A 26,243-nucleotide genomic window follows, 5' to 3' on the forward strand; every position below is an offset into this window, starting at 1 on the left:
ATGATTTAGAGTTTTGAATGGGCGGGGAGAGCCAGAATTCCCGAACGCTGACGTCGTCAACGGGCCGCCCGGCCGCCGCGAACCGCCGAATAGATCAGGGCCGCGACAACGATCAGGACGCCCTGGAAAAAGTACTGATAGGTCTGCGACAGGTTCAGGAAGGTGACGGCGCTGAGCACTTCGGTGAGCAAAACAGCACCAAGCACCGTCCCGATGAAGGTTCCGCGGCCACCGGCGAGACTGGTCCCACCGAGAACCACCGCGGTGATGCTTGAGAGCGTGTAGTTGACGCCTTGCCTGGGATCGCCGACGCCGATCTGCGCCATCAGCATGACGGCACCGAAGCCGGTCAGAACCGAGCATGCGATATAGCCGGCGATATAGGTGATATCGATCGGAATACCGATCCTGCGCGCGGCATCTTCGTTCGATCCGACGGCTCTCAGGCGCCAGCCGGATCTGGAATTGCGCATAACGTACTCGCCTGCCAGCGTTATCGCGACGAGGACGAGAAAGGCGACCGGAAACGGCCCCAGCTGCCAGTTGATCCAGTCGGTCACGGCGTAGCTGATATATCCGTCAGGATTTTCCCGCAGCAGAAAGCTCATCCCCTGGATCGCGATATACATCGCGAGCGTCGCCGCAATCGGCGTGAAATTCGCGTAGCGTATGAGCACGCCGTTGATGGTGCCGATGGCGACCGCGCCGGCCAGCATCATCAGGAACCCGAGGGCGACCATCGTGCCCGACATGTCATCGGTGACGAAGAAGGATGCGACAACAACCAGAAAGCCGGCAAGAGGCCCGACCGACAGATCGATGCCGCCCATCAGCAGCGCGATGGTTTGTCCGAGCGCTATGAACCCCAGCGCCGTGGCAAGCAGAAAGATGTTGTTGATGTTGTAGACCGACAGGAAATTTTCGTTCTGGGCATTCACATAGAGGCCGAGGAGCACGGCGACGATCGCAAGCGGCACGACGGGCGCATTGTCGGACTGCATGAAATGCCGCAGGCGCTTCATGTGTCCGCTGCTCTTCACCGCGTCGGCATGGTCATGCGTCTCTGAATTGACCGCCGCCGCGACAATCCTCTCTTCCGTCACCTCCTCGCCTTCCAGCGTGGCGACCACATGGCCGCGCGACATGACGATGACCTTGTCGCACAGTCCTTGCAGCTCGACGGCATCTGAGGAATTGACGATGACGGGTGTACCGGCATCGCAGACATCCCGCAAAATGCGGTAGATCTCGAAGCGCGCTCCGACATCGACGCCCTGCGTCGGTTCGTCGGCAACGACCAGTCCGGGTTCCGAAAGCATCGCCCGCGACATGACGACCTTCTGCTGGTTGCCGCCGGAGAGCGACAGGATCGGCGCGTCCATGCTCGGCGTCTTGACCGCGAGTTCGCCGAAGATCTCGCTGACCTTCTCGTGCTCCCTCTTGCGGCTCATGATGCCGCCGGATGCGAATTTTTCGAGTGCCGAAAACGTCGCGTTCTCGCGCACGGTCAGACCGCTCGCCACGCCTTCCCGATGCCTGTCGGACGGCATGAAGGCTGCTGCCTCCAATAGCGCTGCCTGCGACAGGGCCTGTCCTCTGAGCTCGATCGTACCCTGTGATGCCTGCAATCCGGCCATGGCGCGCATCAGCGTTGCCTGACCATTTCCGGCAACGCCGGCGACCCCGATGATCTGGCCGCGCGGAAGGTCGAAACAGACATTGGTTAGCCCACCACCGCTCAACGCAGCGACCGAAAGACCGATTTCTGTTGATTGACCCGCAGCTTTGGGTGGAAAGGCTGCTTCGAGCGTACGCCCGACAATGAGCCCTACAAGCTCGGCATCGCCAATCTCCCGTACCAGTGCGCCGCCACGAACCTTTCCGTCACGCAGAACCGTGACCCTCTGGGCAATCTGACGGATCTCGCCAAGGCGATGCGTTATGTAGACGACCGCGGTTCCTTCTGCTGCTGCCTTGCGTACGAGACTGAAGAGCGTCTCCGTCGCGTCCTGATCGAGCGAGGCGGTCGGTTCGTCGAGAATGAGCAGCCGCGGCCTGACGGCAAGCGCCTTGCCGATTTCGAGCAGATGTTTCTCGGCAACAGTCATTTCTCCTGCACGCATTCGCAGAGGCAGGTCCAGCCCCACTGTCTCCAGCATCTGCCGCAGAGCCGCAGGCGACCGCTGCTCGGAAAGCGCGGATGCTGATAGTGCAACGAGCAGATTCTCCTCGATCGAGAGGTCGTCAAGAATGGCCGGATGCTGGAAACAGATGCCGATGCCGTTCGAAGCGGCGATTTCCGGCGTCATTTGCTTGATCGGCTGGCCTTCGAAGATGATGTCACCCTCACTCGGCTGCAGCGTGCCGGAGATGATATTCATCAATGTCGATTTACCGGCACCGTTCTCACCGAGGATCGCGTGCACCTCGCCCTGGCGAAACTCGACGCTGACGTCACGAAGCGCCGGGACGCCCGAAAAATACTTGGAGATACCCACCAGACGGATGGTCACGTCGCTCTCGGCCGACATGTGCGTTTCACTCATACTGATCTCTGCTGCTGCCATGACATGAAATCCGACTTCGGGGATGTCTGCCCGGGCACAAGACCCGGGCAGATGGACGACGAGGTTGCGTTACTTCGTGACGGCCTTTGCCTGATCTTCAGGCGGCAGTTCGGAAGAGAGGTAGATCGCGCCCGGCAGATCCTTGCGGCACTTTACGGCAGTGGCGCCGCCTGCAACCGAATCCTCGAATGGAGGCGCCTTGAAGGTCGCATCCGCCGGCGGGGCACCGTCGGTGGCCAGCGCGACAGCCCACTGGACCGCGAGCCGGACGTTGTCATTGCCGGTGGCTACGGTAAACAGCTTGAAGTCCGGGTTGCTGGCCTTGTTCTCCTCATAGAAGCAGCCGAGCGAATTGCCGTCGGATGTCGCAAGCGCCGGGATCGATTTGCCCTGCTTGCCGAACAGCGGCAGAGCGCCCACCATCGAGGGGCCGAAGTCGGAGACGATGACATCGATCTTCGGGTTCTTGGCAATTTCGGCGGTCAGGACCTTCTGCGTCAGCGCCGGATCCCAGTTTGTGACCGCAAAGGGAGCCTGGTTGACGAACACATATTCAGGCCCGAGGATCTTCTGCATGCCCTTCAGTTCATCGAGACCCTGGCTGTTGCCGGCCGGACCGCTGAGGAAGAGGAGGTTGCCTCCCTTCGGAAGCACACTCTTGATCCACTTGCCCCAGTTCTCGCCGTCATTTTCGAAGGAAGCGCCGACGAACTTCGAATAGTTCTGGCCATCCTTGCCGCCGACCGCGACGCGATAGGGCACGACGACCTTGCCGGATTTGAAGACGCTGGTCAGCGCGGGAAGAACGGCTGGGCCTGCGTCTCCAAAGACAACGAGCGCGTCGATCCCCTTCGCCGCCATGCTCTTGATGTCAGAGATGGACTTCTGCGTATCGCCCTGGCCATCGGCATACTCATATTTTGTGATGCTCGGGCACAGTTCGACGGTCTGCTTGCCTGACGCGGTGGTGACCTGGCGCCAGCTATTGCCGCCGTAGCCGTCGAGCAGTGCAAGCGACGCCTTCTTGGGACCGCACCAGGATGGCGTTTCGGCCTTGGCGAGATCGGCGCTGGCGAAAGCCGCAACGGCCACCGCCATCGAAAGTGCCAATTGCTTGGCGGTAGAAACATGTCTCATTTTTTATCCTCCACTTTTTTTGCCCCAGTCGCTGGTCTTGAATTTACCGTCCATCGGAACGAGTAAACACCGATGCCAAAACCCAGGGCGAGCGCCTGGATGATGGTCTGAGCCGAAAACGGCACACCGACTGTCAGTGCGAATTGGCTCAGTTGGTTCAGGAAGAAGGCGGCGACGACCGTCGAGATCGGAAACCCGCGGCCACCCAGCAGTGACGTGCCGCCGAGCACGACGACGGCCACGGATGGCAACAGCAGGGTATCGCCCTGAAAGGCCGTCGGTTCGCGCGTGATGCCTGCGATCAGGATACCGGCCAGGCAATAGAGCAGCTGCGCCCAGACATAGGCCATCATCTGATGACGGCGCACGCTGAGGCCAGCCGCCCGCCCGGCAAGCGGGTTGGCGCCAATCGCTTCGAACCTGCGCCCGGCAACCGTCTTCTTCAGCGTGAAAAACACCACCAGCATCGCGGCGAGCGCAAAGAGGACGGAGTTGGGCACTCCGAACATCTCCCCGCCTGCGATCGCCGCTAGAAGATTGGTGGTGATGGAGGGCACGCCTCCGGAAATCGCGAAGACCATGCCGTAAAGCAGCGCATTCGTTCCGATTGTGGCAATGATGGCGTTCAGCCGGAAGAAGCTGACCAGCAGGCCGTTCAAGACGCCGGCCGCCAGTGCAATACCGATGGAGACGAGTACCGCCTGGTATAGCAACGCGTCGTCTTGCTGCGGATAGTGCGTGGCCATAACCACGGCAAGAGACACGGCCCCTGGGAGGGAAAGGTCGAAGCCGCCCTGCTGAACAACAAGCAGCTGCCCCAGTCCGACAATGGCGATGATCGCCGCAAAGGGCAGGCTTCCGGAGAGGGCGCCGGATGAAAGGCTGGACGGCGCGAAGAGACCGCAAAGCAAAAGAAGAAGCAAGGTCGAGAGCACGACCGTCAGGAAGCTTCGCGCCACCGGTACCGGCATGAAGGGCTCCTTGATGCGCTGGCTCGGAGCGATGGAGGTGATGTTTGTCATCGAAACGCGTCTTTCCAGCATTGTTCACGACAGAGTCGTCCGTTCTGCGGGCGCAAGCGCCGCAGGGGGGAACTCAACGAAGATGTATTCCGGCTTGGCGCTAGAATTCGCGCCCGTTCATCATCCAAACAATCGGTGATGCGGCGCGGCTTGAATTTTTGGCTGTGAGGGTATGGGCGCGCGGATGCGCTTTTGGACGCGACGCCTCATAGTCGGCGTAATAACCGCTGCAGGCGCATCCTGCCTGCGCAAGCCAGTCTCGGACCTTGTCCCAGTTGATAAAACCTACCGCTCTCATTTTCCCTCCTCCTTAGAAAATTTGCCGGTATTGAAATTCAGTGGCTACCGCGTCAGGCGCTGCTGCCTATCGTCGGCCGCCACTCATAAATACTGACGGTCGAATAGACCTCATGGCGCACGAACGGATCTTCCGAACTGAACCGGCGCATATCGTCGAGTGAGGCAACCTCGGCAACGACGACACCGCCACTGCCCTTCCCGGCATCATCCAAAATCGGTCCGGATTGGACCACCTGGATATTCCCCGAGCGAAGATGACGCTTGTGATCTTCGAGATAAAGTTCGCGCGCATCCGCCTTGTCTGGGTTGGATAAAGCAACACGAACTACAAGCATCGTCTCCGGCTCCTCACCAAGCTCTCTATTCGCTCCTCCCGAGCGGGCGACTTTTTAACTGTCGCTGGTATGATGGTACGCGGACTGAGAACAAAGGAAACAAGGGATTTATCCATTTTGGATGTCCGTTATTGCCGCCCGGCCCGCCCCGTTAACGCGTGGCGCCACGAGAACCCGGGCCACCGCCTCCTAGGGGCCGCTCCCCCAGGAATGCGCGGCCAAGCAGATCGCTCAACTCCCGCTCCTCGAGTTCGCGCGGGTTCCAGTAGGCGTTGGACATCGCCTGCTCGACGGCGCTTTCGACGCTGCCGTCAGGCATTCCGAGATCCCTCAACGACATCGTCGCCCCAAGCTTCTTCGCAAGCTCGAAAAGACCTGCTGCTGGATCATCAGCACGCATGGCCCGCGATAGGCGCTTCATCGCCGCTGGAGTGGCGGGCGCATTGTAAGCAACCGCATGCGGAAGGACCGCCGTGTGCAGTTGGGCATGAGGCAGATTGAACATCCCGCCCAGCGTATGGCAAAGCTTGTGATGCAGCGCCATGCCGACCGAACCGAGGCAGACGCCGCATAGCCATGCGCCGTAGAGCGCGTCCGAACGCGCATCCCGGTCGCCGGGATCGGCGTGAATGAGCGGCAGCGAACGGGTGATCGCAGATATTCCCTGTTCCGCCATCAGCGAGATGATGGGGTTCGCTTCGCGGGCGTAGAGCGCTTCGACGGCATGTGCGACAGCATTGATGCCGCTGGTTACCGAGAGCGCCACCGGCAGGGTCAAGGTCAGATCGACATCATATATGATGACTTCAGGAAGAATGCGCGGATCGGACTTTGTGACTTTGCGCCCGCCTTCCGTTTCTCCGAGGATCGGCGTTGCTTCGGATCCCGCATAGGTCGTCGGCACGACAATCTGAGGCAGGTCGGTGCGAAAGGCGATCGCCTTTCCGAGCCCGGTCGTCGATCCGCCACCGACCGAAAGCACGGCATCGGCCGAGCATTCCTCGATGAACCGCATGGCATCGATGGTCACCTCAACCGGGGTGTGCATCTGCGCCTTCGAATAAGTCGCGACGACACGCGACCCCAGATCCGCCGCTATATCGGCCGCCTGCCCGACCTGTTCCGGCGTCGAGAGCACAAGAATTCGCTTTGCTTTCAGCCGATCCGCCTCTTCGGGGAGGCGTGCAACCGTGCCGCTTCCAAAGACGACGCGGCCGGGATTTCCGGTATAGACGAAATCTTCCAATGCCCCGCTCCTATCGCGTCTGACTGGGTCTTGCGAGAACGAAATCATAGTCGGACCGCCAGAGCGTTTCGCCGTCTTGGACCCGCGTGAACGGCGCAACAAGCGCCTTCTTGACGCCGAACACCGTGTCCGACTCAAGATAGGGATCACCACCGACGAAGGTATGCGTCACCAGCTTCTGAAAGCCCTCGGCCCGAACCATGTAGTGCATATGCGCCGGCCGGTACGGATGACGCCCCAGGCTGGCCAGCATCTTTCCAACCGGCCCGTCGTCGGGGATCGGATAGGAGACGGGCTTTATGCCGACGAAGCTGTAGCGACCGTCCGCACCGGTCACGAAGACGCCCCGGTTGTTCCACTTCGGCTGGATGTCGGGCTGCTGAACGTCGTAATAGCCTTCGGCGTTATCGGACCAGACGTCGATCTTGGCGCCCGCCACCGGGTTTCCGTCGAGATCGAGTACGCGGCCGATAAAGAGACAGCTTTCACCCTTGCCATCCAGGCAGATCTGGTCGCCCATCTCGCGAACCGCGCAGCCCTCGACGTGGAACGGCCCGAAGACCGTGTTTTCGGTCGCGCCCGCCGGGCGGCGGTTGTTGATCGCATCGACCAGCATCGAAAGTCCGAGCGTATCGGACAGAAGGATGAATTCCTGCCGCTCCTCAGAGCAAATCTGCCCCGTCCGCGTGAGGAAATCGATGCCGAAATCCCATTCGTCCTGGGTCAGATTGATCTCGCGCGCGAAATTGTGGAGATGCTTGACGAGACAAGCCATCACCTCGGCAAGGCGCGGATCGACATTCCTGCCCATTCGCGCATTGACGGTCGCAACCGAGTTTTCCTCGGTGAAGAAACCTGACGGCGTGACACTTCCGCCCGTTTGATCCGGCATATGCTGCACTCCTGACATTTACGGAATGATCCGATCGGCGCGCAGCCGTTCGAATGCGTCTATGAACGAGCCCGTCGTGTCCTGGTAATCGAGGAAACCGAGCTTGCGGCTGCGGCCCATATCGTTGAACGTCTCGATCTGCCGGCCGAGATCGGCATCCGAATGCCAGAAGGACGCAACGCGGGAGAGCGCGTTCGGCTGCAGATCGAACTTCTTGACCATCTCGTTCCAGACCGGCTCGGCGCCGCTCATCTGCTCTTCGAGCGGCGTAGGCACGCCGGAATAGGGAGCGGCCTCGATGCCGAAATAGCTGGCAATCCGCGGCCAGAGCCATTTCCATCGGAACACTTCGCCATTGACGACATTGAAGGCGAGATTGGCGGCCGTCTTCGTCGTCGCAGCCCATCTGAGATGTTTCGCGAGCAGCCGCGCATCGGTGACATCGGTCGCCGCCTGCCATTGCTCGGGCGAGCCGGGGAAGGCAAAGGGCCTGCCCGTCTCGCGGCAGATCGAGGCGTAGACCGCGAGAGTCGCCGCCATATTCATGGCGTTTCCAACCGCATAGCCGATCAGCGTGTGCGGACGGTGGATGGACCAGGTAAAGCCGTCCCTCGCCGCCGCCGCAAAGACCTCGTCTTCCTGGACATAGTAGAAATTCTCGCCAGGGAGCCGCTCCTGCTCTTCGCGGAAGGGGGTCTCGGGCTGCGTCTTCGCGTAGGATTCGAACGGCCCGAGATAATGCTTCGTGCCTGTGGTCAGGGCGACATGCTCGACGCCGCGCCCCTCAAGGGCATCCAGCACGTTGCGCACGATCGCGCCATTGACCTCGCAATTCTTCGCCTCGGTCTCCTGCCGCGACCAGGCCGTGATGAAGACGTGGCTTGGCCTTGCATCTGCAAGGGCCGCACGAACCGACTTGCTATCGACGAGGTCGCAGCTCAGCGTCTTCACGCCGGCAATCGGGCTTTGCGAGCGCGACAGGCCCGAGACTGCCCAGCCGCCTTCGGCCAGGAGATTTTCGGCGAGATTGCTTCCGGTGATGCCGGTCGCGCCGACGATCAATGCGTGTTTGCTCATGGTCTATCCGTTCAGCAGCGTGATCTTGATGCTCTTCGTCGGATCTTGGCCGAACGAGAAAGCATTGACCGCATCGGTCAGGGCGAAGTCGTGCGTCTGGATCGGCGAGAGGTCGATACCAGTCCGCTCCAGGAAGCGGATCGCGGCCGGCCAGACGCCGGGAGAGCCGATGCAGCCGCGCACCGTGAGGTTCTTCATCTGGATCTGGCCAATCACCGCGGGCACCTTGCGCCCAATATTGATCCCCACCATCGACATCCGGCCCTCTTCGCGGGCGTAGTCGAAGGCGGCAGCCAAGGATGCGTCATGACCGGACGCCTCGATGACGAGATCGGCGCCGTGGCCGCCCGTCAACTCGCGGATCCGGTCGGTAGCGCCGCCATCTGTCGGATCGATGGCCACGTCAGCACCAAGACGCTTTGCTACCTCGCGGCGCGACGCCAGCGGATCGACGACGATGACGCGCGCGCCCATGCCGATCGCGGCCGCGGCCGAGACCAAGCCGATCGTACCACCACCCGAGACCACGACGGTCTCGCTGGCATTGGTGCCGCCTGAGCGAAGCACGGCATAAAAACCACAGGTGAAAGGCTCGATCAGTGCAGCCTTCTTGTCATCGACGGCGTCGGGCAGCTTGTGGAGCCATTCCGGATTGACGGCAAAGAATTCGCGGTCGGCACCGCTCATGGAAAAGCCAAAGTGATGCAGCCGTTCCGGCGTGCGCACCACGCATTCGCCGACGACACGGTCGCCCTTCCTGAAGCCCTTGACGTTGCGGCCGACTTCGACGATCTCGCCGCTCCATTCGTGACCAGGTGTTACGGGATAGGAAATCGGGATGATGTAGCGGCCGGCCAGAAGCTCGTAGTCGGAGTGGCAGATGCCGACTGCCTTGGTGTGAACCAGGACTTCGTTCGGCGAGAGATCAGGCATGCTCACGTCAGCGATAACGGGCTTTTCCGGTGCTTCGAAAACCAGAGCTTTCACGTTTTCCTCCTCAAATCTCGACCAGCGCGCCGCTCTTCGACGAGCGCACGATAGCTTCCAGCAAGGCGATATTGTTGACCATGTCTTCGCCGGTGATCGGATACTCCGCCTCACCACGGACCGCACGGGCAAAGGCTCTCAGGTTATCGCGGACCGGTTCTGCGGGCGCGACTTCGCGGACAGTGATCGGCTTGTTCTTCCAGCCTTCGGTAACGATCCAGCCGTCGGGTGCCTCGACATGCGCCTTGTCGCGCACCTCGATCCATCCATCGGTGCCGAAGATCGCGAAGCGCGAGATGAAGGGCGTGGCGAGCGTCGCCGAGACGTAGGCAGAGCCGCCGCCGGCAAAGCGGATATGCGCACTCATCGTATCGCCCTGCGGAATATCAGAAGCGAGGTTTTCGCAGATGACGCGGACATCCTTTGCGGGGCCCATCAGCTTGACCGAAAGGTCTGTAAGGTGGATGCCGGTCGCCGTCATGCCGCCCGCGGGAGCCTGATCGGCCTTCAGCCGCCAGTTCGACGGATCGAGACCGAGGAACTTGTCGTGGCTGAAATTCGCCTCGATCTGCAGCAGCCGGCCGAGTTTTCCGGATTTGGCAGCCTCCAGAATTTCGGCGATCGGCGGCTCGAAGCGACGCTCATGGCCCATGCCCAGAATCAGCCCGGCCTTCTTGCAAAGCGCGACCGAGGCTTCGGCACCAGCCCGGCTCAGATCGAGCGGCTTTTCGCAAAAGACATGCTTGCCGGCGGCGACCACGCGCGCAATCTGCTCACGATGCAGCGAATGCGGTGTCGCAAGCACGACGGCTTCGATCGCCGGGTCGTTCAGCGCCTCATCCATATCCGTCGAATATTGCAGACCCATTTCGGCGGCAAAGGCAGCGGCATCGGCATTGGGATCGATACCGCGCACGAAATGCATCTGCGCGCCACCAGCGTTGACGAGGCTCGCCATCTTGCGGCCCCACCAGCCGAGACCGACCAATGCGGTTGCGACCGGATTTTTCTTGATCACGGTCATCGATTGTCCACCCGCTTGCTGAAGGGATGGATGTTGACGCTCTTCCAGACACCGGCCTTCGTGAAGGGATCGGCCTTGTTGAAGGCAACGATCTCTTCTTTCGTCTCGGCTTCGAAAACGAAGAGCGAGCCGATCATGGTTTCGTTGTCATCGGCGAGCAATGGACCTGATATGACCGTCTTGGTTTTGCCGGTGGAAAGATAGGCCTTGTGGGCATCATAATTGGCAAGCCGCTTTTCGACGACGCCCTCGTGGTCGAGGCAATGGACAGCGTAAAACATCGATTATTCCTTTTGAATTCAGGCGATTGAGTAGCCGCCATCGACCATCAGAAGCTGGCCGGTGATGCCGCTCGCCGCATCGGAGAGCAGGAAGGCGACCGTTGCGGCAATCTCTTCAGGTTTGATCAGGCGGTTGACCGGCGTATCGTCTAGCCACTTCTGCATGACGGCGGGCTGGGCCCGGCCAACCTCCGCCAGCATGACGGTATCGGTGTATCCAGGGCCGACAGAGTTGACGCGAACGCCGGACCTTGCCCATTCGGCCGCCAGAACCCGGCACATATGAGCGACACCTGCCTTCGACACGTCATAGCCGACATGCAGTTCCGGCCGCACGGCTTTGACGCCGGCGATCGATGCCGTCATCACCACCGAACCGCGCCCGGCGGCAACCATCGCCCGTGCGAAAGCCTGGACGGTCCAGAACACGCCGTCGAGATTGACGGACATCACAGTGCGCCAATCAGCCTCGGTATGCTCCAGCGCAGGGCGCTCGTAGGACATGCCGGCATTAGCGAAGATGCCGTCGAGTGCGCCGAAGCGCTCCTCGACTTTCGCCGCTGCGGCCTCCACCGAGCTCTTGTCGGTGACGTTGAAAGTCACGGCCTCGGCTTTTCCTCCGGCCGCGCGAACCGCATCGCGCGTCTTCTCGACGGATGCATCGCGGTCGGCGGCAACGATCGTGGCGCCGAGCGAGGCGAGATAGAGGGAGGTGGCGCTACCAATTCCGCCCGCGGCCCCCGTTATCAGAAAGGTCCGGCCACTGAGATCCATAGGGTTCTTCATGGTCAGGCCTTCATGTTGACGAGGATTTTCATATGGGTCGCCTTCGGATCGAGCAGCGCTTCAAAACCCTTTTCAACCACATCCTCAGGCGCGATCTCGGCCGTCACGACCTTTTCTACGGGGAAGATGCCGGCACCAATCATCGAGGCGATGCGCGGCCAGATCGTAACGGGGTAGCACCACGTCGCCTCGACGGTGATATCCTTAAGCGCCCAGAGCATCGCATCGATTGCGGCCGGCTTCACATGAAGGCCGACCTGAACGACGGTACCGCGGCGGCGCACAGCCTTGGCGCAAAGGTTCAGCGATGCTTCAGCGCCGACGCATTCGAGCGCGACATCGACGCCCACACCTTCTTCCGTCTGATCGCGGAACAGCTTCTCGGTATCCGTCTCGCGCGGATCGAAGACGATCGCCTCAGGCACGAGCTGTTGGGCCAGCGCGCGGCGGTTCGGATTGAGCTCGGAAACGAAGATCTTGGTCGCACCGGCCGCCTTTGCTGCCAGAAGCACCAGCGCGCCGATCGGGCCGACGCCGGAAACGAGGACGCTGCTGCCGCTCGTCACGCCGCCGCGATCGACACCATAAACGGCAACGGCAGCCGGTTCGATCATTGCCGCCTGGACGTCCGAGACCGTATCCGGCACCGGAATGGCGTTGTAGCCGTTGACGACGGCGCGCTCGCCCATGCCGCCCCAATCCCAGGAAAGGCCGACGACTGCCATGTTCTCACTGAGATGGAAAAGGCCACGGCGGCCGTAGTAATCATCGCGCGGCGATATCAGCGGCTGGATGGAAACGCGCGATCCCGGCGAAACGTGCGTGACGTTCTTGCCGACTTCCAGAACACGTGCTGAAAACTCGTGGCCGAGGATCTGCGGAAGTGTGGCGCCGGAATAGGCATTGGGCGTTGCCGGCGTAACGATCGGGCCCGCAATATATTCGTGGATGTCGGTGCCGCAGATGCCGCAGACCAAGGGCTCGATCAGCACCATGTCGTCTCCAAGAGGACCGCTCGGGGCGGGGACGTCTTCGACGCGGATGTCTTTCTTCGAGTAGTATCGTACAGCCTTCATTGCCATGCCTTTCGTGATTGCCGTTTGCGGCCGCTGTCGCGGACCAGTCGTATTCGTTTCAGATGAGGACCATGCCGCCATCGACCATCACCGTTTGTCCAGTGACGTAATCCGACGCATCGGAGGCGAGGAAGGTCGTCACGCCTGTGATGTCTTTTGGGAGCGAGACGCGTCCGAGCAGAATGGATTGCGAGAATTCGTTGAGCGCCTGCTCCGGCTTCTCGGTCAGCCCGTGTTCGATGAATTCGCGGTCGAGCTGTTCCCACAGCTCCGTCTTGACGACGCCGGGGCCGAAGCAGTTGACGGTGATCTTGTGCTCGGCCAATGCGCGGGCCGCAGCCTGAGTGATAGCCACGACGGCAAATTTCGATGCACAGTAATGGGCGAAGAGCGGATAGCCCTGCTTGCCGGCGATCGAAGCCGTGTTGACGATCTTTCCGCCGCCGCCCTGGGCGATCATCTGCTTTGCAGCTTCCTGCGTTCCGATCAGGACGCCACGCCCGTTGATCGCCATGATGCGATCGAAGTCCTCGTCGGTGACTTCGAGGAACGGGCAGGTCTGGCTGATGCCCGCATTGTTGAACATCACATCGAGCCGGCCAAAATGCGAGACGGTCTTTTCGATCAGCGCCCGGACGTCCTTGCGGTTCGATACGTCCACACTCGCAGCAATGGCACTCCCGCCTTGCGAAGAGATTTTTGCCGCCGTCTTCTGCGCAGCTTCAGCGTTCAGATCGGCGATGACGACATGCGCGCCTTTTTCGGCCAGATCTGCAGCGATGCCCGCACCGATGCCCCGTGCTGCACCCGTTACGATAACCACTTTACCGGCAACAGCTGCAACTGCGCTTGATCCCATCTCAGATGCTCCTCCAACATGCTGACGAAAGCCGGCAACAAGGCATCGTCCGCGGCAGCCCGAGCTTCCGCGTGTCTATACTTTGCTGACGGCTTTTATTCCTCCCAAGGAACCGCCGTGCGATCCGAAATTAAAGCTACGGGTGAAGATGCACTTGGACAAATCCTTAATTGTCCGAAACGGATATTTTCGATGCAGCAAACGATCTCACTCCGGCGCTAGTATTTCCATGGGAGGAGAGAGCATGCGCCGAGCCAGCCTGACGGCCGTATCGGGTAGTCCAAGCTTCCTCTTGAAATCGCGGCGTCGAATACTTCTGGATGGCAGCCGCCTCCAGGGAAGGAAGGTTTTGCATGAGCGACACGTTGAGGGTGGGATGGGCCGGCATCGGAAAGATGGGAGCCCCGATGAGCAGGCGTGTTCTGGAACACGGATATCCCCTGTCCGTCTACGAACCGCTTCCGGAAAATCGTGCGTCGGTGGTCGCCCAAGGCGCAAACGTCGCGCACAGTCTTGAGGATCTCGTCGAAGCCGCCGACGTGATCATGCTCACCATTCCGAACGATGCCATTCTGCGCCAGCTCACGCTTGGGCCATCGGCGCTGGTCGACCTCCTCAAGCCCGGTCAGATTCTGGTGGAGATGAGTACCGTTTCGCCGGAACTCTCGGCCGAAGTTGCGGAAGCGCTCGGCCGCAAGGGTGTTGCCTATCTTCGTGCGCCCGTTTCGGGCAGCACCGTCACAGCATCATCAGGCATGTTGTCGGTGATGGTTTCGGGCCCCGAGGCGGAGTATCGCAAGATCGAACCAGTGCTGGCGAGCTTTTCGTCGAAACAGTTCTATCTCGGTGAGGGTGAAGAGGCACGCTATCTGAAACTCGTTCTGAACGCTCTGGTCGGCGCGACCGCGGCCCTTCTCGGAGAGGCTTTGACCCTCGGACTGAAGGGAAATCTTTCGGTCGAGACGATGCTGAACGTCATCTGTGAAAGCGCGGTTGCCTCGCCGCTGATCGCCTACAAGCGCGATCTTCTGGTGAAGCGGAATTTCGATCCGGCATTTTCGGTTTCGCAGATGATGAAGGATTTCGATCTCATTCTCGGCGCTGCAAAGTCCGACCACGTGCCGATGTATCTCGCCTCGATGATCCGGCAGCAATATGAAGCCGCCTTCGCCGATGGCCTTGCCGAGAAGGACTTCTTCGTCCTCTTCGAACAGGCCGAGCGCCTCGCGGGGTTGAAGCCTGATCAATCCGCAACATCGCAGGCGCTCAAGGCCATATAGGCACGCTGGTGAAAGAAAGATTTGCCAGCTAGTCTGATCGTCGGCAATGCGACGGTTGGGAGGCCGCCTTGAACGAATATGAAATGTTGCGCGTCATCGATTTCATCGAGAAGACGCGCCGGCCCTTCAGGGAGGTGGTTGAAGCGGCCGACGATGATGCCATCTGGCTCATCGTCACCTTCCTGATCAAGTCGCATATCCTCAGCCAGACCGTTTCGATCTCGACGCTCGGGCAGGAATCCGGTCTCCCCTACGCAACGTCGATGCGGCTGATCAACAAGCTCATAGACAACGGCTCTATCACCAGGGTGTCGAAAGGTTCGACGGGGAAGAGCTTTGTACTGCAGCCAAGCGAACAGCTTCTCCGCTCCTTTGAAATCTATGCCCGCAAGACAAAGTCTCTTCTGGCGCAAACCCTGGGTCTGCGCGCCGGGGAAGAGGAGGACGAATATTATTTCGGGGGCACACCTCTGGGATCGCAGATCATTCCGCCGATGCGCCTTGTCCAGAAACGGGCGGAATCGCAGATCGAGCTGCGCTTCCTGCTGAACGACGACAACTATTTCTCGGCCATGCGCAACATGTGGGCCGACTTCCGTAACAATCTGGCGTCGCGCAAGAACTTCGACCTGCTGCCCCTTCCCGAGCTTTATCGCCGGGCGCGCGAGAATGGTGCCAAACCACTCTCGGACTACGATGTCATCGCGATCAACATGCCATGGCTCGGGGAATTCGCCGAAAGTGGCATCGTCCGGCCGATCGATCAATATATCCAGAAGACCGGCATCAATCCGCTCGACTTCCACCCTTCGATCTGGTCGTCCGCCACTTGGGAAGGCAAGGACTACGGCGTCCCGGGCTACTGTACTGTCGAGCTCCTTGCGGCGCGCAAGGACCTATTTGCCGACGCAGGCTTGTCCTTTCCGAAGACCTTCGACGACGTCATCAATGCCGGGCGCAAATTCCACGCGCCTGACGAGGGCATGTTCGGCGCCGTCTGGGACGGTGCCCGCGGCATGCCGATCGCATCGAGCTTTCTGTTCTTCATGGGCGCCTGCGGCCATCCCGCCATATCGCTGCGCAAGACGCGTTCCGGCTTCACCCTCGACGGAGCCAATCTGGAGGAGCTGAGCTGCACCATCCTGTCTGATGCCGGATTTGCGGCGCTCGACTACATGCGCCGGCTGATGGAGATATCGCCGCCGAAAATTCTCGAGATGGCGTGGGATCAGACGCTCCAAGTATTTCTGAAGGGCAAGGCGAGCCTTGGCTATTTCTGGACCATGCGCGCAGCCCGCTTCGAGTATGATGTTCAGTCTGTCGTCAAGCGCCGTGTCGAATACTTGCCACAGCCATTCGGGCCGGGTGGAACACGCGCCTCCCCGATTGGCGGCTTCCTGTTCTGCATCCCAACCAATCTGCCCGAGGAGCGTGTGGAACTGGCCGCCGATGCGATTGCCTGGATGGCATCAAGGGAAGCCATGAAAGCGCATGTGAAGAACGGCTTCCCGGTTGCCCCGCGCTTTTCCGTCAGCGCTGATCCTGAAGCGGCCGCGAGCTCGCCAATCGTGCGTTTCGTCGATCAATTGGCAAAGAAGAACCTTCTTCACACCTGGCAGCGCCCCAAGATCCCGCAATACACGACGATCGAGAAGGTTCTCGGCGAAGAGATCCATGATGCGTTGCTTGGCAACAAGCCGCCAAGGCTCGCTCTCGAGGATGCGTCGGCTCAGATCGAAGCCAGCCTCAGGTCCAAGCAGAGAATAGCGGTTTAGCGCAAGGCAAAGCGGCGGTCCGGGAGAACCGCCGCCGAAGTGATTGGTGATTGGTGACCGGTAACCGCCACCGTTATTTTATGATGCCGAGCTTGCTCCTGTCGGTCGTCAGCGCTACCGCGATCAGCGCGGTGAGGCCAAACACGATGTTCTGCGCTGTCGGCTGCACACCGATAATGACCGTCACGATGCGAAGCCAAGCCGTGATCAGACCGCCGACGACGGCCGGAAACAATCCGCCCACACCACCCGAGATCGCAGTACCGCCAAGAACGACACCGACGATGGACAGCAGCAGCAGATTGCCGGCAAGCGTTGGTGAGCTGAACGTGGTGATCGAGATCAGGAACAGACCCGCGACCGCCGCACATCCAGCCGAAACGGCAAAGATGACGGTGCGGACGGCGACGACGTTGACGGCAGACATGATTGCGGCACGTTCTCCCGTGCCGAGCGCGTAGATGTCCCGCCCAAGGCGGAGATATCGCATCAGGAAACCGAGCACCGCGACGATGACGATCAGCGCGATGATCGTGTTCGGGATCTCCGCAGTGCTGTTCGAGAGATAGGAAACGAAGAAATCATTCTCGGGAATCGGCTCTGCCGTCGCGTTGGAAAGCAGCAAGGCAAGCCCCGACAATATGCTGAGCGTGCCGAGCGTGACGATGAAGGACGGAAGCTGTAGCCAGGAATGCAGGAAACCCTGGGTCGCGCCGAACGCCATGGCGATGAGGATCACGACGAGCGACGTCCAGGGGCCGAAGATAGGATTGAGGACGACCACAAGAACACCCGTGAGTGAAGCGACGCCGGCGACCGAGAGGTCGATGCTGCCCGCCAGGATCGGAAGCGTTCCGCCAATCACCAGCGCGATGATCGGAGCCGCATCGGACAGGAAGCTCAAAAGCGAATCCACCTCGATCACGCCGGGAGCGATCACCGCGCTGATCGCTACGAGCGCAAGCAGAACCGCCAGCGGACCGAGCGATCTCATCATGCCCGACCCCTGGCCACGGAGGGCCGAGATCAGCGTGCTGTCCAATGTACTTCCCATGATCGTCCATCCCTTATTCGAAATTCACATTACGAGGCCACGTAGTCCGGTCCGTTACCTGTCAGACCATGGCCGCAACGACTTCTTCCTCTTTCGGCAACTCCCCGCTGGCGAGGTCGAAATGCGCGGTGATCTCACCATCCCGCATGACCAGGATGCGGTCAGAGAGTTCAAGCAGTTCCGAGATCGTGTCGCCGACAAAGACGATCGAAAGCCCCTTCTCCGCCTGTTGCCGGATAACGGCGAACAGATCATCACGGGCGCCGGGATCAAGTCCACGGCTTGGGTGGTCGAGAAAGAGCACTTTCAGCCTTTTCGCCAACAGCCACTTTGCCAACACCGTCTTCTGCTGATTGCCGCCACTCAGGCTCGATATCGGCGCATAGGGTGTGTGCATCTTCACCTTGAGACGCTGCATCCATTCGAGGGCAGCTGGCCTCTCGCTGTTCCGCCTCAGGATGAGCGAGCGCCAGCCATAGTCGAGGCCGAAGGTCAGAGCGGCATTTTCGAACAGCGACCGGCTGGGCAACATGCCCTCAGCCCGGCGATCGGCCGGCAGATATCCGATACCCTCGCGCACCGCATTTCGCGGACTGCCTGGGGTTACCGCCCTGCCCTCGATCGCGATCTTTCCGGAATCGATCTTTTCAGCGCCGAAGACGGCGCGGCACATTTCCTCGGCGCCGGAGCCAAGTACTCCCGCAATACCCAGGATTTCGCCACGGCGAAGTTCGAAATCGACATTGCGGAAGTGCTGGCCACTCTTCAGCCGCTCGATCTTCAGAACCGGCTTGGCGTCGGATGCCGCTGGCTTCCGCTCGGATCGCACGCTGGTCACCCTCTGACGCCCGACCATCAGCTCGTAGAGCTCATTGCGATCGACGGAATGGCTGTCACGTTCGGCAACTTTGCGGCCGTCGGTCATCACGACGATCCGGTCGCTGATCTCTAGGACCTCTTCAAGACGATGCGAGACGAAGACAATCGTCGCGTTCCCGCGCAATCTGTTGATCTGCTTGAAGAGCAGCTTGATTTCGTCAGGCGTGAGAACCGAAGTCGGCTCATCGAACAGAATGATCGGCGGGCGATCGACGAGCTCCTCGATGGCCAGAACCTTGGCGAGCTCCACCTGCTGGCGTTCGGCGAACCTGAGGTCCTCGACGAGAGCTTTCACAGGAAGCTCGACCGAGATCTTGCGCAGCTGCTCCTGGGCCGCCTTGTTCAGCGCGCCCCATCGGTAGAGCCCGTTCTTCTTGGCCGGGTGCGGCTTGTCGAGGAAGATATTCTCCGCAACGGTCAGGTTCGGAATGAGGGACTGCTCCTGGTGGACCATGCCGATGCCGAAGCTGCCGGCGGTCGCCGCCGAGTCGAGAATGATCGGCTTGCCATCGAGAATGACCTGCCCTTCATCGGGCATTGCCAATCCTGCCAGGATTTTAAGCAAGGTGGATTTGCCGGAGCCATTCTGGCCGATCAGCCCGAGTACCTGGCCCGCCGGAATCTCGAGATCGATCCCTTCGAGCGCAACGACACTGCCGTAGGTCTTGCGAACACCTTTGAGAACAAGCGAGCCTGTCATTTTACGACCCTCAGTTTGCGGCGGCGATGCCAGCCACCGGCTGCGACGGCAATCACGATCACCGCGCCGCTGATGATGTGACGGGTGTAGGGGCCGGCGCCGATCTGGATCAGGCCGTTGTTCAGGACTTCGAGGATGAGCGCCCCCAGAGCGGACTGCACCGCGCCACCCCGGCCACCGGTCAGAACGGTCCCGCCGAGAACAGCCGCGCTGATCGCCGGAAACAACAGGCCACTGCCGATATTTGCATTGCCGGTACTCAGCTGCGCCGAGAGCAGCACCCCGCCCATCCCGGCGAGTACGCCACAGATCGAAAATGCCGCGATCTTGACCCAGCGAACCCGCAGGCCTGATGCGACCAGCAAGCCTTCGTCGCCGCCGACCGCATAGATCATGCGGCCAAGCCGGGTGTAATTCAGGACAAGCTGGCTGGCGATTATCACGACTAGTGCGACATAGACGATCAGGCTGAGATCGAAAATGCGGACACGCGCCAGGTTCAGGATCAGCGGATCATTGATCTGCGGCACGCGCTCGGGAAAGAGAACCGCGGCAATACCGAGCCCGACAAACCACGTTCCGAGCGTCACGATCAGCGACGGCATTTTCAACACGGCGTTCAACAGCGCATTGAAAAGGCCGAAGCCTAGGCCGACCGCCAGGGCCACCAGCAATCCGGCAATACCATAGTCATTGCCGTTGACGGTGTTGGCGACGAGCAGCGCCACGATCATGCTCGTCGTCGCCATGTTTCCTTCCAGCGACAGGTCGATGGATCCCATGATGACGACGAAGCTGATGGCAGCGGCGAGAATTGCGGGAACCGCCGCTGCCTCAATCACGGCTTTGAGGTTGTCGATGGTAAGAAAGCTGCCGCTGACCAGCTGGAACCCCGCCGACAGCACGATCAGTGCTACGATGGGACCTGCAAACTGGGTCCAGGGTAACTTGCTTCTGACGTCGCCAAAAAGCGTCAGCGAGCGACCGACCGTTTTGGAGCTCATACTGGTAGCGGCCTCCATCGACCCCTCCTTCCGATTACTTGTTCTCGTTGGCACCTTCGGGAATCTGGCCTGCAGATTCCTTCCAGAAGTCCTTCTTGATCTCGTCATATGTGTACTTCGGCGCACTCTTCTTGAGCTCGAGATACTTATCGACGTTATCCTTGGTCACGACGTCCTGCTTGATGTAGAAGTCGCGCTGGGCATGCGTCAGCTTTTCCGGGTCGATGTCACCGATAGCGGCCGCATAGGCCAGAGACATCGAAACAGCACCCTGCAGGACCGGATCGTTCCAGACGGTGGCCAGCATATCGCCGCTCTTGACCATCTCCAGGCCGATATTCGAGCCGTCGGAACCGGTGACCAGAACCTTGCCGTTCAGGCCCTTTTCCTTCAGCGCTGCGACGGCACCGCGGCCCATCGCGTCGTTCGATGCGAAAATGCCCTGCAGCTGGTCACCGTAGCGGGCGAGCCAGGTGCGCGTGATGTTCTGCGCCTTGGTTTCCTGCCAGTCACCGACCTGCGTATCGACGAGTTCAAGGCCGGGGCATTCCTTCAGGCCCTTTTTCAGGCCGGCAATGCGCTGGAACGCCGGCGGCGTCGACGGGACGCCCTGGATGGCCGCGATCTTGCCCTTGCCGTTCAGCGCCTTGCACAGCGCCATGACCTGATAGTAGCCCGACATCACGCCATCGAAAGATGTGTGAGCCACCCAATATTTGGAATCCGTATCCCAAGGGTGGATGTCCTCGGGCCGGTTCCAGATCGTCACGACATGAACCTTCGACTTGGCAGACCGGTTCACGACCGCCTTGACGAAGGCGTTGGACGACGGATCGGTGGCCAGCGCGCATTGATTGCAGCCGGCAGAATAGGTCGCGCCGAGCTGCGCCAGCAGCTGGTCGCCCTGGTAGTTGCTCGTCAGCACGACGGGCTCCTTGCCGAGCGACGCACCGATATCCTTCACGCCTTGCAGATACTCGGACCAGTATTCGGAAGCGGTCTCGTCGATACCGACGATCAGCTTTCCTCCCTTGGCCTCATCGGCGTTCGCCTGCATCGCCGGAAGCGTGATGCTGGCGCAGATTGCCGCCGATGTCACAAGCCACCGCGCGATGGCTCCAAATTTCAAATGCGATTTCATGCCATTCTCCTCCTCAGGTTAAATTGATGTCTCGCCTGCCGCCCGCGCCGGGATTTCATCAGCGATCGCTGACGGCCTGGTATGTTTCGATCAAAAGAGCAGAGTTCTCCGGCCGCGCCTCGAGGCGGCCCGCCTCGATGTCGTAGGCGATTTCCATGACCCGCTTGTTGACCGGTGCCTCCTGCCCATGGGCCCGGAGGATATCGACAACGATACCGTTGACCTCCTGCACTTCGGCCCGCCGCCCCTTGCGCCAATCCTGCAACGACGTCGTCAATGTGTCTTCGCGCGAAAAGGTCTTGAGCACCTCCTCGAAGATCTGATCGACATAGCGCTCCGGATGGTTCGTGGTGACCGGCGGCATGCCGATGATGGGAACGATCTTGGCGCCGTCGGCCAATGCCGCCTGCATCGCCTCGTAGCCCGCCGCACGCATGACTTCGAGCATGCCGGGCGCGCGTGCTGCATCGTTGAGCGGCAGGTTGATGATAGCCGATGGAATAAGCTCGGCCGCATTGACCACGAGCTTCATCCACTTGGCGGAACGGATATCCTCCATCACCTCGACGGTTCCGGAATTTCTGAGCAGGTTGGCGACGTCTTCGACGCGCTCCTGCGTCTTCGGATCAAGCGCGCCGAGAGCAAACCAGGACTCGTCATGGTCATTCTGGCGGTTGGTGATGCCCGGCACGAACATGTTGGACGCGATCTCGATGACCGCACCGATCGTGCGCTCACGCCCCACCACCGCGGCGATATCCTCATGGGTCATACCGTTCTGCAGGCCGACGATGAGCCCATCAGGGGCGAGGCAGGGCTCGATCAGCTGGCACGCCCACTTCGTGTCATAAGCCTTGACCACGAGGAACACGACGTCGAACGGCTCCTTGATTTCGGCGACCTGGCAGAGATGGAGAGCGGGCACCTTCGCGTTGATGGTGCGCGTCGGCAGGTTGACCGTGATGCCGTTTTCACGGATCGCCATGACATGGTCCGGCCACTGCTCGATGAAGGTGACATCGAGCCCTGCCAGCACGAAATCCGCACCTATGGAAGCGCCCTGCGCACCAGTCCCGAGGAACGCGATCCGGGGGCCACGCGTCTTATCCCAACTCATAAGTCTCTCCTTCTCGTGACGCAGCTTGCGCGCCTTGTTTCAAATTCCATTGCCGGTCACCGTTCCGCCCCGCCCGCTCATGCTGCGAATAGCGTGCCGTTCGACGGTTGCGCGACAAGCGCGCCGCGTTCGATCGACCGGGCAAGTTCAACGACCCGTTGATTGACAGGGGCACTCTGCCCGGCCTTCTCCAGCATCTTCACCACATGCCCGTTGATATCGAGAACCTCGCCGCGCCGGCCCTTGCGCCAATCCTGGAGAACGGTCGTGAGCGTATCCGGCATCATGAAAGTCTTCAGAACCTCGTCGAAGATTTCATCGACATAGCGCTCCGGGTCATTGGTCGTCGTCGGCGCCATGCCGAGGATAGGTACGATGTTGGCGCCGTCCGCCTGCGCCGCCCGCATCGCTTCGTAGCCGGCAGTTCTCATTACCGCTTCCATGCCGGGGACCCTCACTGCCTCGGCAAAAGGCAGACCCAGGATCGCGGAGGGAACGAGCTGCGCGGCGTTGACGATCAGCTTCATCCACTTTGCAGAGCTGATATCGTCAGACACCTCCACCCGGCCGCTCACACGCAGCAACTCGGCGATCATCTCGACACGGTCGCGATTGATAGGATCGAGCGCACCCAGCGCGAACCACGAGGTGTCGTGATCATTCTGCCGGTTGGTAACGCCCGGGACGAACATGTTCGACGCCATGTCGAAGACTGCGCCAACAGTTCGCTCCGCTCCGACGACTGCCGCAATCGCGTGCTGCGTCATGCCGTTCTGAATACCGACGACAAGCCCGTCCCCGGCGAGAACGGGCTCTATCAGCTGACAGGTCCACGAGGTGTCGTAGGCCTTGACCACCACAAAGATCAGATCGAAGCGCTCGCGGATTTCAGCGACCTGGCAAAGATGTTTGGCGCAAACGTTTGCATGAATAGAACGAGTCTTGAGGTTTACGGTGATACCATGCGCGTTCATGGCTTCGACATGCTCAGGCCACTGTTCGATAAACGTGACGCCGAACCCTGCCTCTATGAAATCGGCACCGATCGAGGCGCCTTGGGCGCCCGTTCCGACAAATGCAATTTTCAGATCGCCCTTGGAGGACCAAGCCATCGTGCGCATTCTCCCATTCCGGCACCGCACCGTGCCGCTCCATTCTGACGCTATGAATAAAAGCCGCTAAAATGAGAGTCAAGAGCAAACGTTTGCTCATTTGTTCAAACAAATTTCGCAGATACTGCGTTCCATCCCGATAATTCGTGTGTTTTCAGAATATTAATGGAAAAATATGAAGGCAATCGATTGCATATTTTCTAAGAGAGTCGATTTCTATCGCCTGTCGCTGCCGTCCTACCGGCAGATTAAGCCATCCTTCGGATTGATTTATCAGATAGATCATCAATCAAAGATTGTCACTTGCTTCTCCCATCGGCAGTGCAACCGTCGGGATGGCGCAAATTCGCGTTTCACGCTGCACCTTGTGCGCAAAGGTTTGATCGAATATTTTCCCGGTTACAGAGGCTATCAACCAGGCATCTTCATGACCGAAAATTCAAAGCCTCCGGGCAGCAAGCGTCCGCGCGCCACGATCGTCGATGTCGCCAAGGGCGCCGGCGTGCACGTATCGACGGCTTCACGCGCCCTGAGCCCCGGGGCAGCCCACCGCATATCCAGCAAGGTGGTGCGCAAGATCGAGAAGGTCGCCGAGGAGCTGGGCTATCAGCGCAATACGCTCGCCTCCAGCTTGCGCACCCAGAAAACCGGAACGATCGGCCTCATCGTCCCCAATTTGAGCGATCCGCTGTTTTCTCCGATTATTGCCGCAGTGGAAGAACGCGTCGCCAAGGACGGATACGTCACCTTCGTTGCCAATTCCGATTATAGCGCGGCAAAACTTCGCTCGATCGTCGAGCGCATGAGCAGCCAGCTCGTTGCCGGTCTCGTCGTCGCCAGCTTCGAGCTGAACGATCCAGCCGTCGAACTCTGCCTCGAGCTCGGAATTCCAACCGTCGCGGTTCTGCGCGATCCCCGCGACAGCCGCATCTCCTCTGTCTGTATGGACGACGCGACAGGCGTCCAGGCGATGGTCGAGCATGTTCTCGACCTGGGCCACAAGGATATCACCTATGTTACGCCGCCACTGGCGGCCTCCACCGCCCAGAACAGGCTGGCAGGGTTCCATGCGGCGATGCGTCTTGCAAAGGCCGCAGGCTGCCGTTTCGAGGTCGTCGAGGCGCGCGCCTATGATGTCGCCGAGGGCGAGAGGATCATGGCGCACATGCTGGCATCAGGATTGACCAGCACCGCCGTACTCGCCTTCAATGATCTCCTCGCCGTCGGTTGTCTTGCCGCCATGAAGGCGGCTGGGGTTCGCTGTCCGGAGGAGATATCACTGAGCGGCGTCAACAATCTGCCCTTCATGAATATGCTCTCCCCGCCGCTGACAACCCTGCACACGGCAGGCCGCGATCTCGGCTTCGAAAGCGCCGATCTGCTGATGAGCCTGATCAAGAACAATTCGCAGCCGGTCAAGCGGGTCCTCCTGACCCCGCATCCCGTCCTCAGGAACAGTACCGGCCCCGCGCCTAGCGTCTTGCTTTCGAGCGGTGGCGGCAAGACTACCGCTGTCATATAGACGGCGCTTGCCGGCGCAGGTACCTGCGCGTTAAGTCAGCCGGCAGCCGCCGTTGACATCCAGAGTCGCGCCGACGAAATAGCTCGCATCGTCGGTCGAAAGGAAATGGATCGCAGAGGCGATTTCCGTTGTCGCCGCCGGGCGGCCCATCGGTATCTTGGCCCATTCGATCTCACGCATCGCCTCAGCCGAAATGCCACGCTTTTCGGCTTCAACTGCCAGCGCATTGAAATGCATGGGCGTGTCGATATTGCCGGGTGCCACGCAGTTCACCCTGATCTCAGGAGCAAGCTCGATCGCGACGCTTTGCGTCAGCGAGATCAGGGCCGCCTTCGAGGCGCAATAGGGACTGAAGAAGGCATGACCCTCCCGCCCCCAGTAACTGCCGACATTGACGATCGCCGCATTGCCAGCCGCGCGCATCAAGGGCACGGCCGCACTGATGAACTTCACATTAGCGCGCAAATTGATGTTCTGCACCTTGTCCCAGAGGGACATGTCGATATTCGCGATGCTGACCGCGGGATGATTGATCGCGGCGATCAGTCCGAGGAACCGCAGCGGAACACCCGTCTGCGCCGCCCGCTCGATCACCCGGTCGATCTCCGCATCACGCTCGAGATCCATCTGCACGCCGATGCAGGTTCGTCCAAACTCGGAAGACAGCGTATCCGCGACCGCAGCAACCTCCGCAGCCCGGTCGCACAACAGCAGCGACCAGCCACTCTCAGCAAACCGCCGCGCCGCCGCCCGCCCGACCTCGCCCGACGCTCCAGTGAGAATCGCAAGTTTCGTATCCGCCATCGATTTTTCCTCCCAAGATTTGACGTTGGCGATGGTAGGGAGGAAATCGGAAATGTGAACGAGGAGATTATCCATTCTGGATATCGTATCTGCCTACGGCAGTCATGGGTGGCGGGCCACCTACGAAGGCACGCACGACGTCCACGCGCTGATCCTGGGCCGGGCGCAGACCGGCATCCAGGCGTTCTTCTAGGGAATAGAGTTGAACGCAAAAGACCCGCTTAACGCGGGCTTTGTTTATTCTGTTTTGTATCCATGAAGATGAT

25 protein-coding genes are annotated in these 26,243 nt (G+C 60.3%); 3 read left to right on the plus strand and 22 right to left on the minus strand.

Annotated features, from left to right (window positions below; genetic code table 11):
- Positions 1 to 56: 56 nt before the first annotated feature.
- The 14 genes from AC1DJO_RS15710 to AC1DJO_RS15775 form a co-directional block, all read right to left on the minus strand.
- Positions 57 to 2,546, minus strand: coding sequence for an ATP-binding cassette domain-containing protein (locus AC1DJO_RS15710; protein WP_477971578.1), 2,490 nt, complete (start codon positions 2,544 to 2,546; stop codon positions 57 to 59).
- Positions 2,547 to 2,636: 90 nt separating this feature from the next.
- Positions 2,637 to 3,704, minus strand: coding sequence for a substrate-binding domain-containing protein (locus AC1DJO_RS15715; RefSeq protein ID WP_477971580.1), 1,068 nt, complete (start codon positions 3,702 to 3,704; stop codon positions 2,637 to 2,639).
- Positions 3,701 to 4,726, minus strand: a complete 1,026-nt coding sequence (locus tag AC1DJO_RS15720; protein WP_477971582.1) for an ABC transporter permease — start codon at positions 4,724 to 4,726, stop codon at positions 3,701 to 3,703. The genes AC1DJO_RS15715 and AC1DJO_RS15720 overlap by 4 nt, the downstream gene beginning before the upstream one ends.
- 100 nt (positions 4,727 to 4,826) lie before the next feature.
- Complete coding sequence (locus AC1DJO_RS15725; protein ID WP_477971584.1) at positions 4,827 to 5,024, minus strand: hypothetical protein; 198 nt, start codon at positions 5,022 to 5,024, stop codon at positions 4,827 to 4,829.
- 52 nt (positions 5,025 to 5,076) lie between these two features.
- Positions 5,077 to 5,361 (minus strand): YciI family protein, encoded by a 285-nt coding sequence (locus tag AC1DJO_RS15730; RefSeq protein WP_477971586.1) that lies wholly within the window; start codon positions 5,359 to 5,361, stop codon positions 5,077 to 5,079.
- A 151-nt stretch (positions 5,362 to 5,512) separates the two neighbouring features.
- Positions 5,513 to 6,607, minus strand: a complete 1,095-nt coding sequence (locus AC1DJO_RS15735; protein WP_477971588.1) for a maleylacetate reductase — start codon at positions 6,605 to 6,607, stop codon at positions 5,513 to 5,515.
- Between the two features lie 10 nt (positions 6,608 to 6,617).
- A complete protein-coding gene (locus AC1DJO_RS15740) occupies positions 6,618 to 7,499 on the minus strand; it encodes an intradiol ring-cleavage dioxygenase (protein WP_477971590.1) in 882 nt (293 codons plus the stop codon).
- Between the two features lie 18 nt (positions 7,500 to 7,517).
- The gene (locus AC1DJO_RS15745) at positions 7,518 to 8,576 is read right to left on the minus strand and encodes an SDR family oxidoreductase (RefSeq protein ID WP_477971592.1); all 1,059 of its coding nucleotides are present in this window, start codon (positions 8,574 to 8,576) and stop codon (positions 7,518 to 7,520) included.
- Between the two features lie 3 nt (positions 8,577 to 8,579).
- Positions 8,580 to 9,563 (minus strand): zinc-dependent alcohol dehydrogenase, encoded by a 984-nt coding sequence (locus tag AC1DJO_RS15750; protein ID WP_477971594.1) that lies wholly within the window; start codon positions 9,561 to 9,563, stop codon positions 8,580 to 8,582.
- A 10-nt stretch (positions 9,564 to 9,573) separates the two neighbouring features.
- A complete protein-coding gene (locus AC1DJO_RS15755) occupies positions 9,574 to 10,587 on the minus strand; it encodes a Gfo/Idh/MocA family protein (RefSeq protein WP_477971596.1) in 1,014 nt (337 codons plus the stop codon).
- Positions 10,584 to 10,868, minus strand: coding sequence for a YciI family protein (locus AC1DJO_RS15760; RefSeq protein WP_477971598.1), 285 nt, complete (start codon positions 10,866 to 10,868; stop codon positions 10,584 to 10,586). The genes AC1DJO_RS15755 and AC1DJO_RS15760 overlap by 4 nt, the downstream gene beginning before the upstream one ends.
- Before the next feature lie 18 nt (positions 10,869 to 10,886).
- Positions 10,887 to 11,654, minus strand: a complete 768-nt coding sequence (locus AC1DJO_RS15765) for an SDR family NAD(P)-dependent oxidoreductase (protein WP_477971600.1) — start codon at positions 11,652 to 11,654, stop codon at positions 10,887 to 10,889.
- Between the two features lie 2 nt (positions 11,655 to 11,656).
- Complete coding sequence (locus tag AC1DJO_RS15770; RefSeq protein WP_310293812.1) at positions 11,657 to 12,730, minus strand: zinc-binding dehydrogenase; 1,074 nt, start codon at positions 12,728 to 12,730, stop codon at positions 11,657 to 11,659.
- 58 nt (positions 12,731 to 12,788) lie between these two features.
- Positions 12,789 to 13,589 (minus strand): glucose 1-dehydrogenase, encoded by an 801-nt coding sequence (locus AC1DJO_RS15775; RefSeq protein ID WP_112538843.1) that lies wholly within the window; start codon positions 13,587 to 13,589, stop codon positions 12,789 to 12,791.
- A gap of 353 nt (positions 13,590 to 13,942) precedes the next feature.
- On the opposite strand from AC1DJO_RS15775, the gene AC1DJO_RS15780 reads away from it, so the two are divergent.
- Complete coding sequence (locus AC1DJO_RS15780; protein ID WP_477971602.1) at positions 13,943 to 14,869, plus strand: NAD(P)-dependent oxidoreductase; 927 nt, start codon at positions 13,943 to 13,945, stop codon at positions 14,867 to 14,869.
- A 68-nt stretch (positions 14,870 to 14,937) separates the two neighbouring features.
- Complete coding sequence (locus AC1DJO_RS15785) at positions 14,938 to 16,644, plus strand: extracellular solute-binding protein (RefSeq protein WP_112538841.1); 1,707 nt, start codon at positions 14,938 to 14,940, stop codon at positions 16,642 to 16,644.
- Positions 16,645 to 16,717: 73 nt separating this feature from the next.
- On the opposite strand, the gene AC1DJO_RS15790 is transcribed toward AC1DJO_RS15785, so the two are convergent.
- The 6 genes from AC1DJO_RS15790 to AC1DJO_RS15815 form a co-directional block, all read right to left on the minus strand.
- On the minus strand, positions 16,718 to 17,698 hold the full coding sequence (locus AC1DJO_RS15790; protein WP_310293805.1) for an ABC transporter permease: 981 nt from the start codon (positions 17,696 to 17,698) through the stop codon (positions 16,718 to 16,720).
- A 61-nt stretch (positions 17,699 to 17,759) separates the two neighbouring features.
- On the minus strand, positions 17,760 to 19,277 hold the full coding sequence (locus AC1DJO_RS15795) for a sugar ABC transporter ATP-binding protein (protein ID WP_477971605.1): 1,518 nt from the start codon (positions 19,275 to 19,277) through the stop codon (positions 17,760 to 17,762).
- On the minus strand, positions 19,274 to 20,389 hold the full coding sequence (locus tag AC1DJO_RS15800; protein WP_477971607.1) for an ABC transporter permease: 1,116 nt from the start codon (positions 20,387 to 20,389) through the stop codon (positions 19,274 to 19,276). The genes AC1DJO_RS15795 and AC1DJO_RS15800 overlap by 4 nt, the downstream gene beginning before the upstream one ends.
- Positions 20,316 to 21,422: a sugar ABC transporter substrate-binding protein gene (locus AC1DJO_RS15805; RefSeq protein WP_477971609.1), complete on the minus strand. Its 1,107-nt coding sequence runs from the start codon at positions 21,420 to 21,422 to the stop codon at positions 20,316 to 20,318. Before AC1DJO_RS15805 ends, AC1DJO_RS15800 begins: the two co-directional genes overlap by 74 nt.
- 58 nt (positions 21,423 to 21,480) lie before the next feature.
- A complete protein-coding gene (locus AC1DJO_RS15810) occupies positions 21,481 to 22,539 on the minus strand; it encodes a ketopantoate reductase family protein (RefSeq protein ID WP_477971611.1) in 1,059 nt (352 codons plus the stop codon).
- A gap of 77 nt (positions 22,540 to 22,616) precedes the next feature.
- On the minus strand, positions 22,617 to 23,660 hold the full coding sequence (locus tag AC1DJO_RS15815; RefSeq protein WP_477971613.1) for a ketopantoate reductase family protein: 1,044 nt from the start codon (positions 23,658 to 23,660) through the stop codon (positions 22,617 to 22,619).
- A gap of 418 nt (positions 23,661 to 24,078) precedes the next feature.
- Here AC1DJO_RS15815 and AC1DJO_RS15820 point away from each other — a divergent pair, with 418 nt between their 5' ends.
- Complete coding sequence (locus AC1DJO_RS15820; RefSeq protein WP_477971615.1) at positions 24,079 to 25,173, plus strand: LacI family DNA-binding transcriptional regulator; 1,095 nt, start codon at positions 24,079 to 24,081, stop codon at positions 25,171 to 25,173.
- A 30-nt stretch (positions 25,174 to 25,203) separates the two neighbouring features.
- Here AC1DJO_RS15820 and AC1DJO_RS15825 read toward each other — a convergent pair whose 3' ends face one another.
- Positions 25,204 to 25,977: an SDR family NAD(P)-dependent oxidoreductase gene (locus tag AC1DJO_RS15825; RefSeq protein ID WP_477971617.1), complete on the minus strand. Its 774-nt coding sequence runs from the start codon at positions 25,975 to 25,977 to the stop codon at positions 25,204 to 25,206.
- 67 nt (positions 25,978 to 26,044) lie between these two features.
- On the minus strand, positions 26,045 to 26,243 hold a 199-nt coding region (locus AC1DJO_RS15830), incomplete at its 5' end, for a hypothetical protein (protein WP_477971619.1).

This window comes from Rhizobium sp. 05N430 (genome assembly GCF_056396985.1).

What these genes read in the sequence shown, in the direction of transcription:
- AC1DJO_RS15800 (WP_477971607.1), bottom strand. Translation starts at nt 20,389, where the DNA reads ATGACGAGATCAAGAAGGACTTCTGGAAGGAATCTGCAGGCCAGATTC.
- AC1DJO_RS15755 (WP_477971596.1), bottom strand. Translation starts at nt 10,587, where the DNA reads ATGACCGTGATCAAGAAAAATCCGGTCGCAACCGCATTGGTCGGTCTC.
- AC1DJO_RS15810 (WP_477971611.1), bottom strand. Translation starts at nt 22,539, where the DNA reads ATGAGTTGGGATAAGACGCGTGGCCCCCGGATCGCGTTCCTCGGGACT.
- AC1DJO_RS15740 (WP_477971590.1), bottom strand. Translation starts at nt 7,499, where the DNA reads ATGCCGGATCAAACGGGCGGAAGTGTCACGCCGTCAGGTTTCTTCACC.
- AC1DJO_RS15780 (WP_477971602.1), top strand. Translation starts at nt 13,943, where the DNA reads ATGAGCGACACGTTGAGGGTGGGATGGGCCGGCATCGGAAAGATGGGA.
- AC1DJO_RS15760 (WP_477971598.1), bottom strand. Translation starts at nt 10,868, where the DNA reads ATGTTTTACGCTGTCCATTGCCTCGACCACGAGGGCGTCGTCGAAAAG.
- AC1DJO_RS15765 (WP_477971600.1), bottom strand. Translation starts at nt 11,654, where the DNA reads ATGAAGAACCCTATGGATCTCAGTGGCCGGACCTTTCTGATAACGGGG.
- AC1DJO_RS15825 (WP_477971617.1), bottom strand. Translation starts at nt 25,977, where the DNA reads ATGGCGGATACGAAACTTGCGATTCTCACTGGAGCGTCGGGCGAGGTC.
- AC1DJO_RS15725 (WP_477971584.1), bottom strand. Translation starts at nt 5,024, where the DNA reads ATGAGAGCGGTAGGTTTTATCAACTGGGACAAGGTCCGAGACTGGCTT.
- AC1DJO_RS15820 (WP_477971615.1), top strand. Translation starts at nt 24,079, where the DNA reads ATGACCGAAAATTCAAAGCCTCCGGGCAGCAAGCGTCCGCGCGCCACG.
- AC1DJO_RS15745 (WP_477971592.1), bottom strand. Translation starts at nt 8,576, where the DNA reads ATGAGCAAACACGCATTGATCGTCGGCGCGACCGGCATCACCGGAAGC.
- AC1DJO_RS15795 (WP_477971605.1), bottom strand. Translation starts at nt 19,277, where the DNA reads ATGACAGGCTCGCTTGTTCTCAAAGGTGTTCGCAAGACCTACGGCAGT.
- AC1DJO_RS15790 (WP_310293805.1), bottom strand. Translation starts at nt 17,698, where the DNA reads ATGGGAAGTACATTGGACAGCACGCTGATCTCGGCCCTCCGTGGCCAG.
- AC1DJO_RS15715 (WP_477971580.1), bottom strand. Translation starts at nt 3,704, where the DNA reads ATGAGACATGTTTCTACCGCCAAGCAATTGGCACTTTCGATGGCGGTG.
- AC1DJO_RS15775 (WP_112538843.1), bottom strand. Translation starts at nt 13,589, where the DNA reads ATGGGATCAAGCGCAGTTGCAGCTGTTGCCGGTAAAGTGGTTATCGTA.
- AC1DJO_RS15720 (WP_477971582.1), bottom strand. Translation starts at nt 4,726, where the DNA reads ATGACAAACATCACCTCCATCGCTCCGAGCCAGCGCATCAAGGAGCCC.
- AC1DJO_RS15805 (WP_477971609.1), bottom strand. Translation starts at nt 21,422, where the DNA reads ATGAAATCGCATTTGAAATTTGGAGCCATCGCGCGGTGGCTTGTGACA.
- AC1DJO_RS15730 (WP_477971586.1), bottom strand. Translation starts at nt 5,361, where the DNA reads ATGCTTGTAGTTCGTGTTGCTTTATCCAACCCAGACAAGGCGGATGCG.
- AC1DJO_RS15815 (WP_477971613.1), bottom strand. Translation starts at nt 23,660, where the DNA reads ATGCGCACGATGGCTTGGTCCTCCAAGGGCGATCTGAAAATTGCATTT.
- AC1DJO_RS15770 (WP_310293812.1), bottom strand. Translation starts at nt 12,730, where the DNA reads ATGAAGGCTGTACGATACTACTCGAAGAAAGACATCCGCGTCGAAGAC.
- AC1DJO_RS15710 (WP_477971578.1), bottom strand. Translation starts at nt 2,546, where the DNA reads ATGAGTGAAACGCACATGTCGGCCGAGAGCGACGTGACCATCCGTCTG.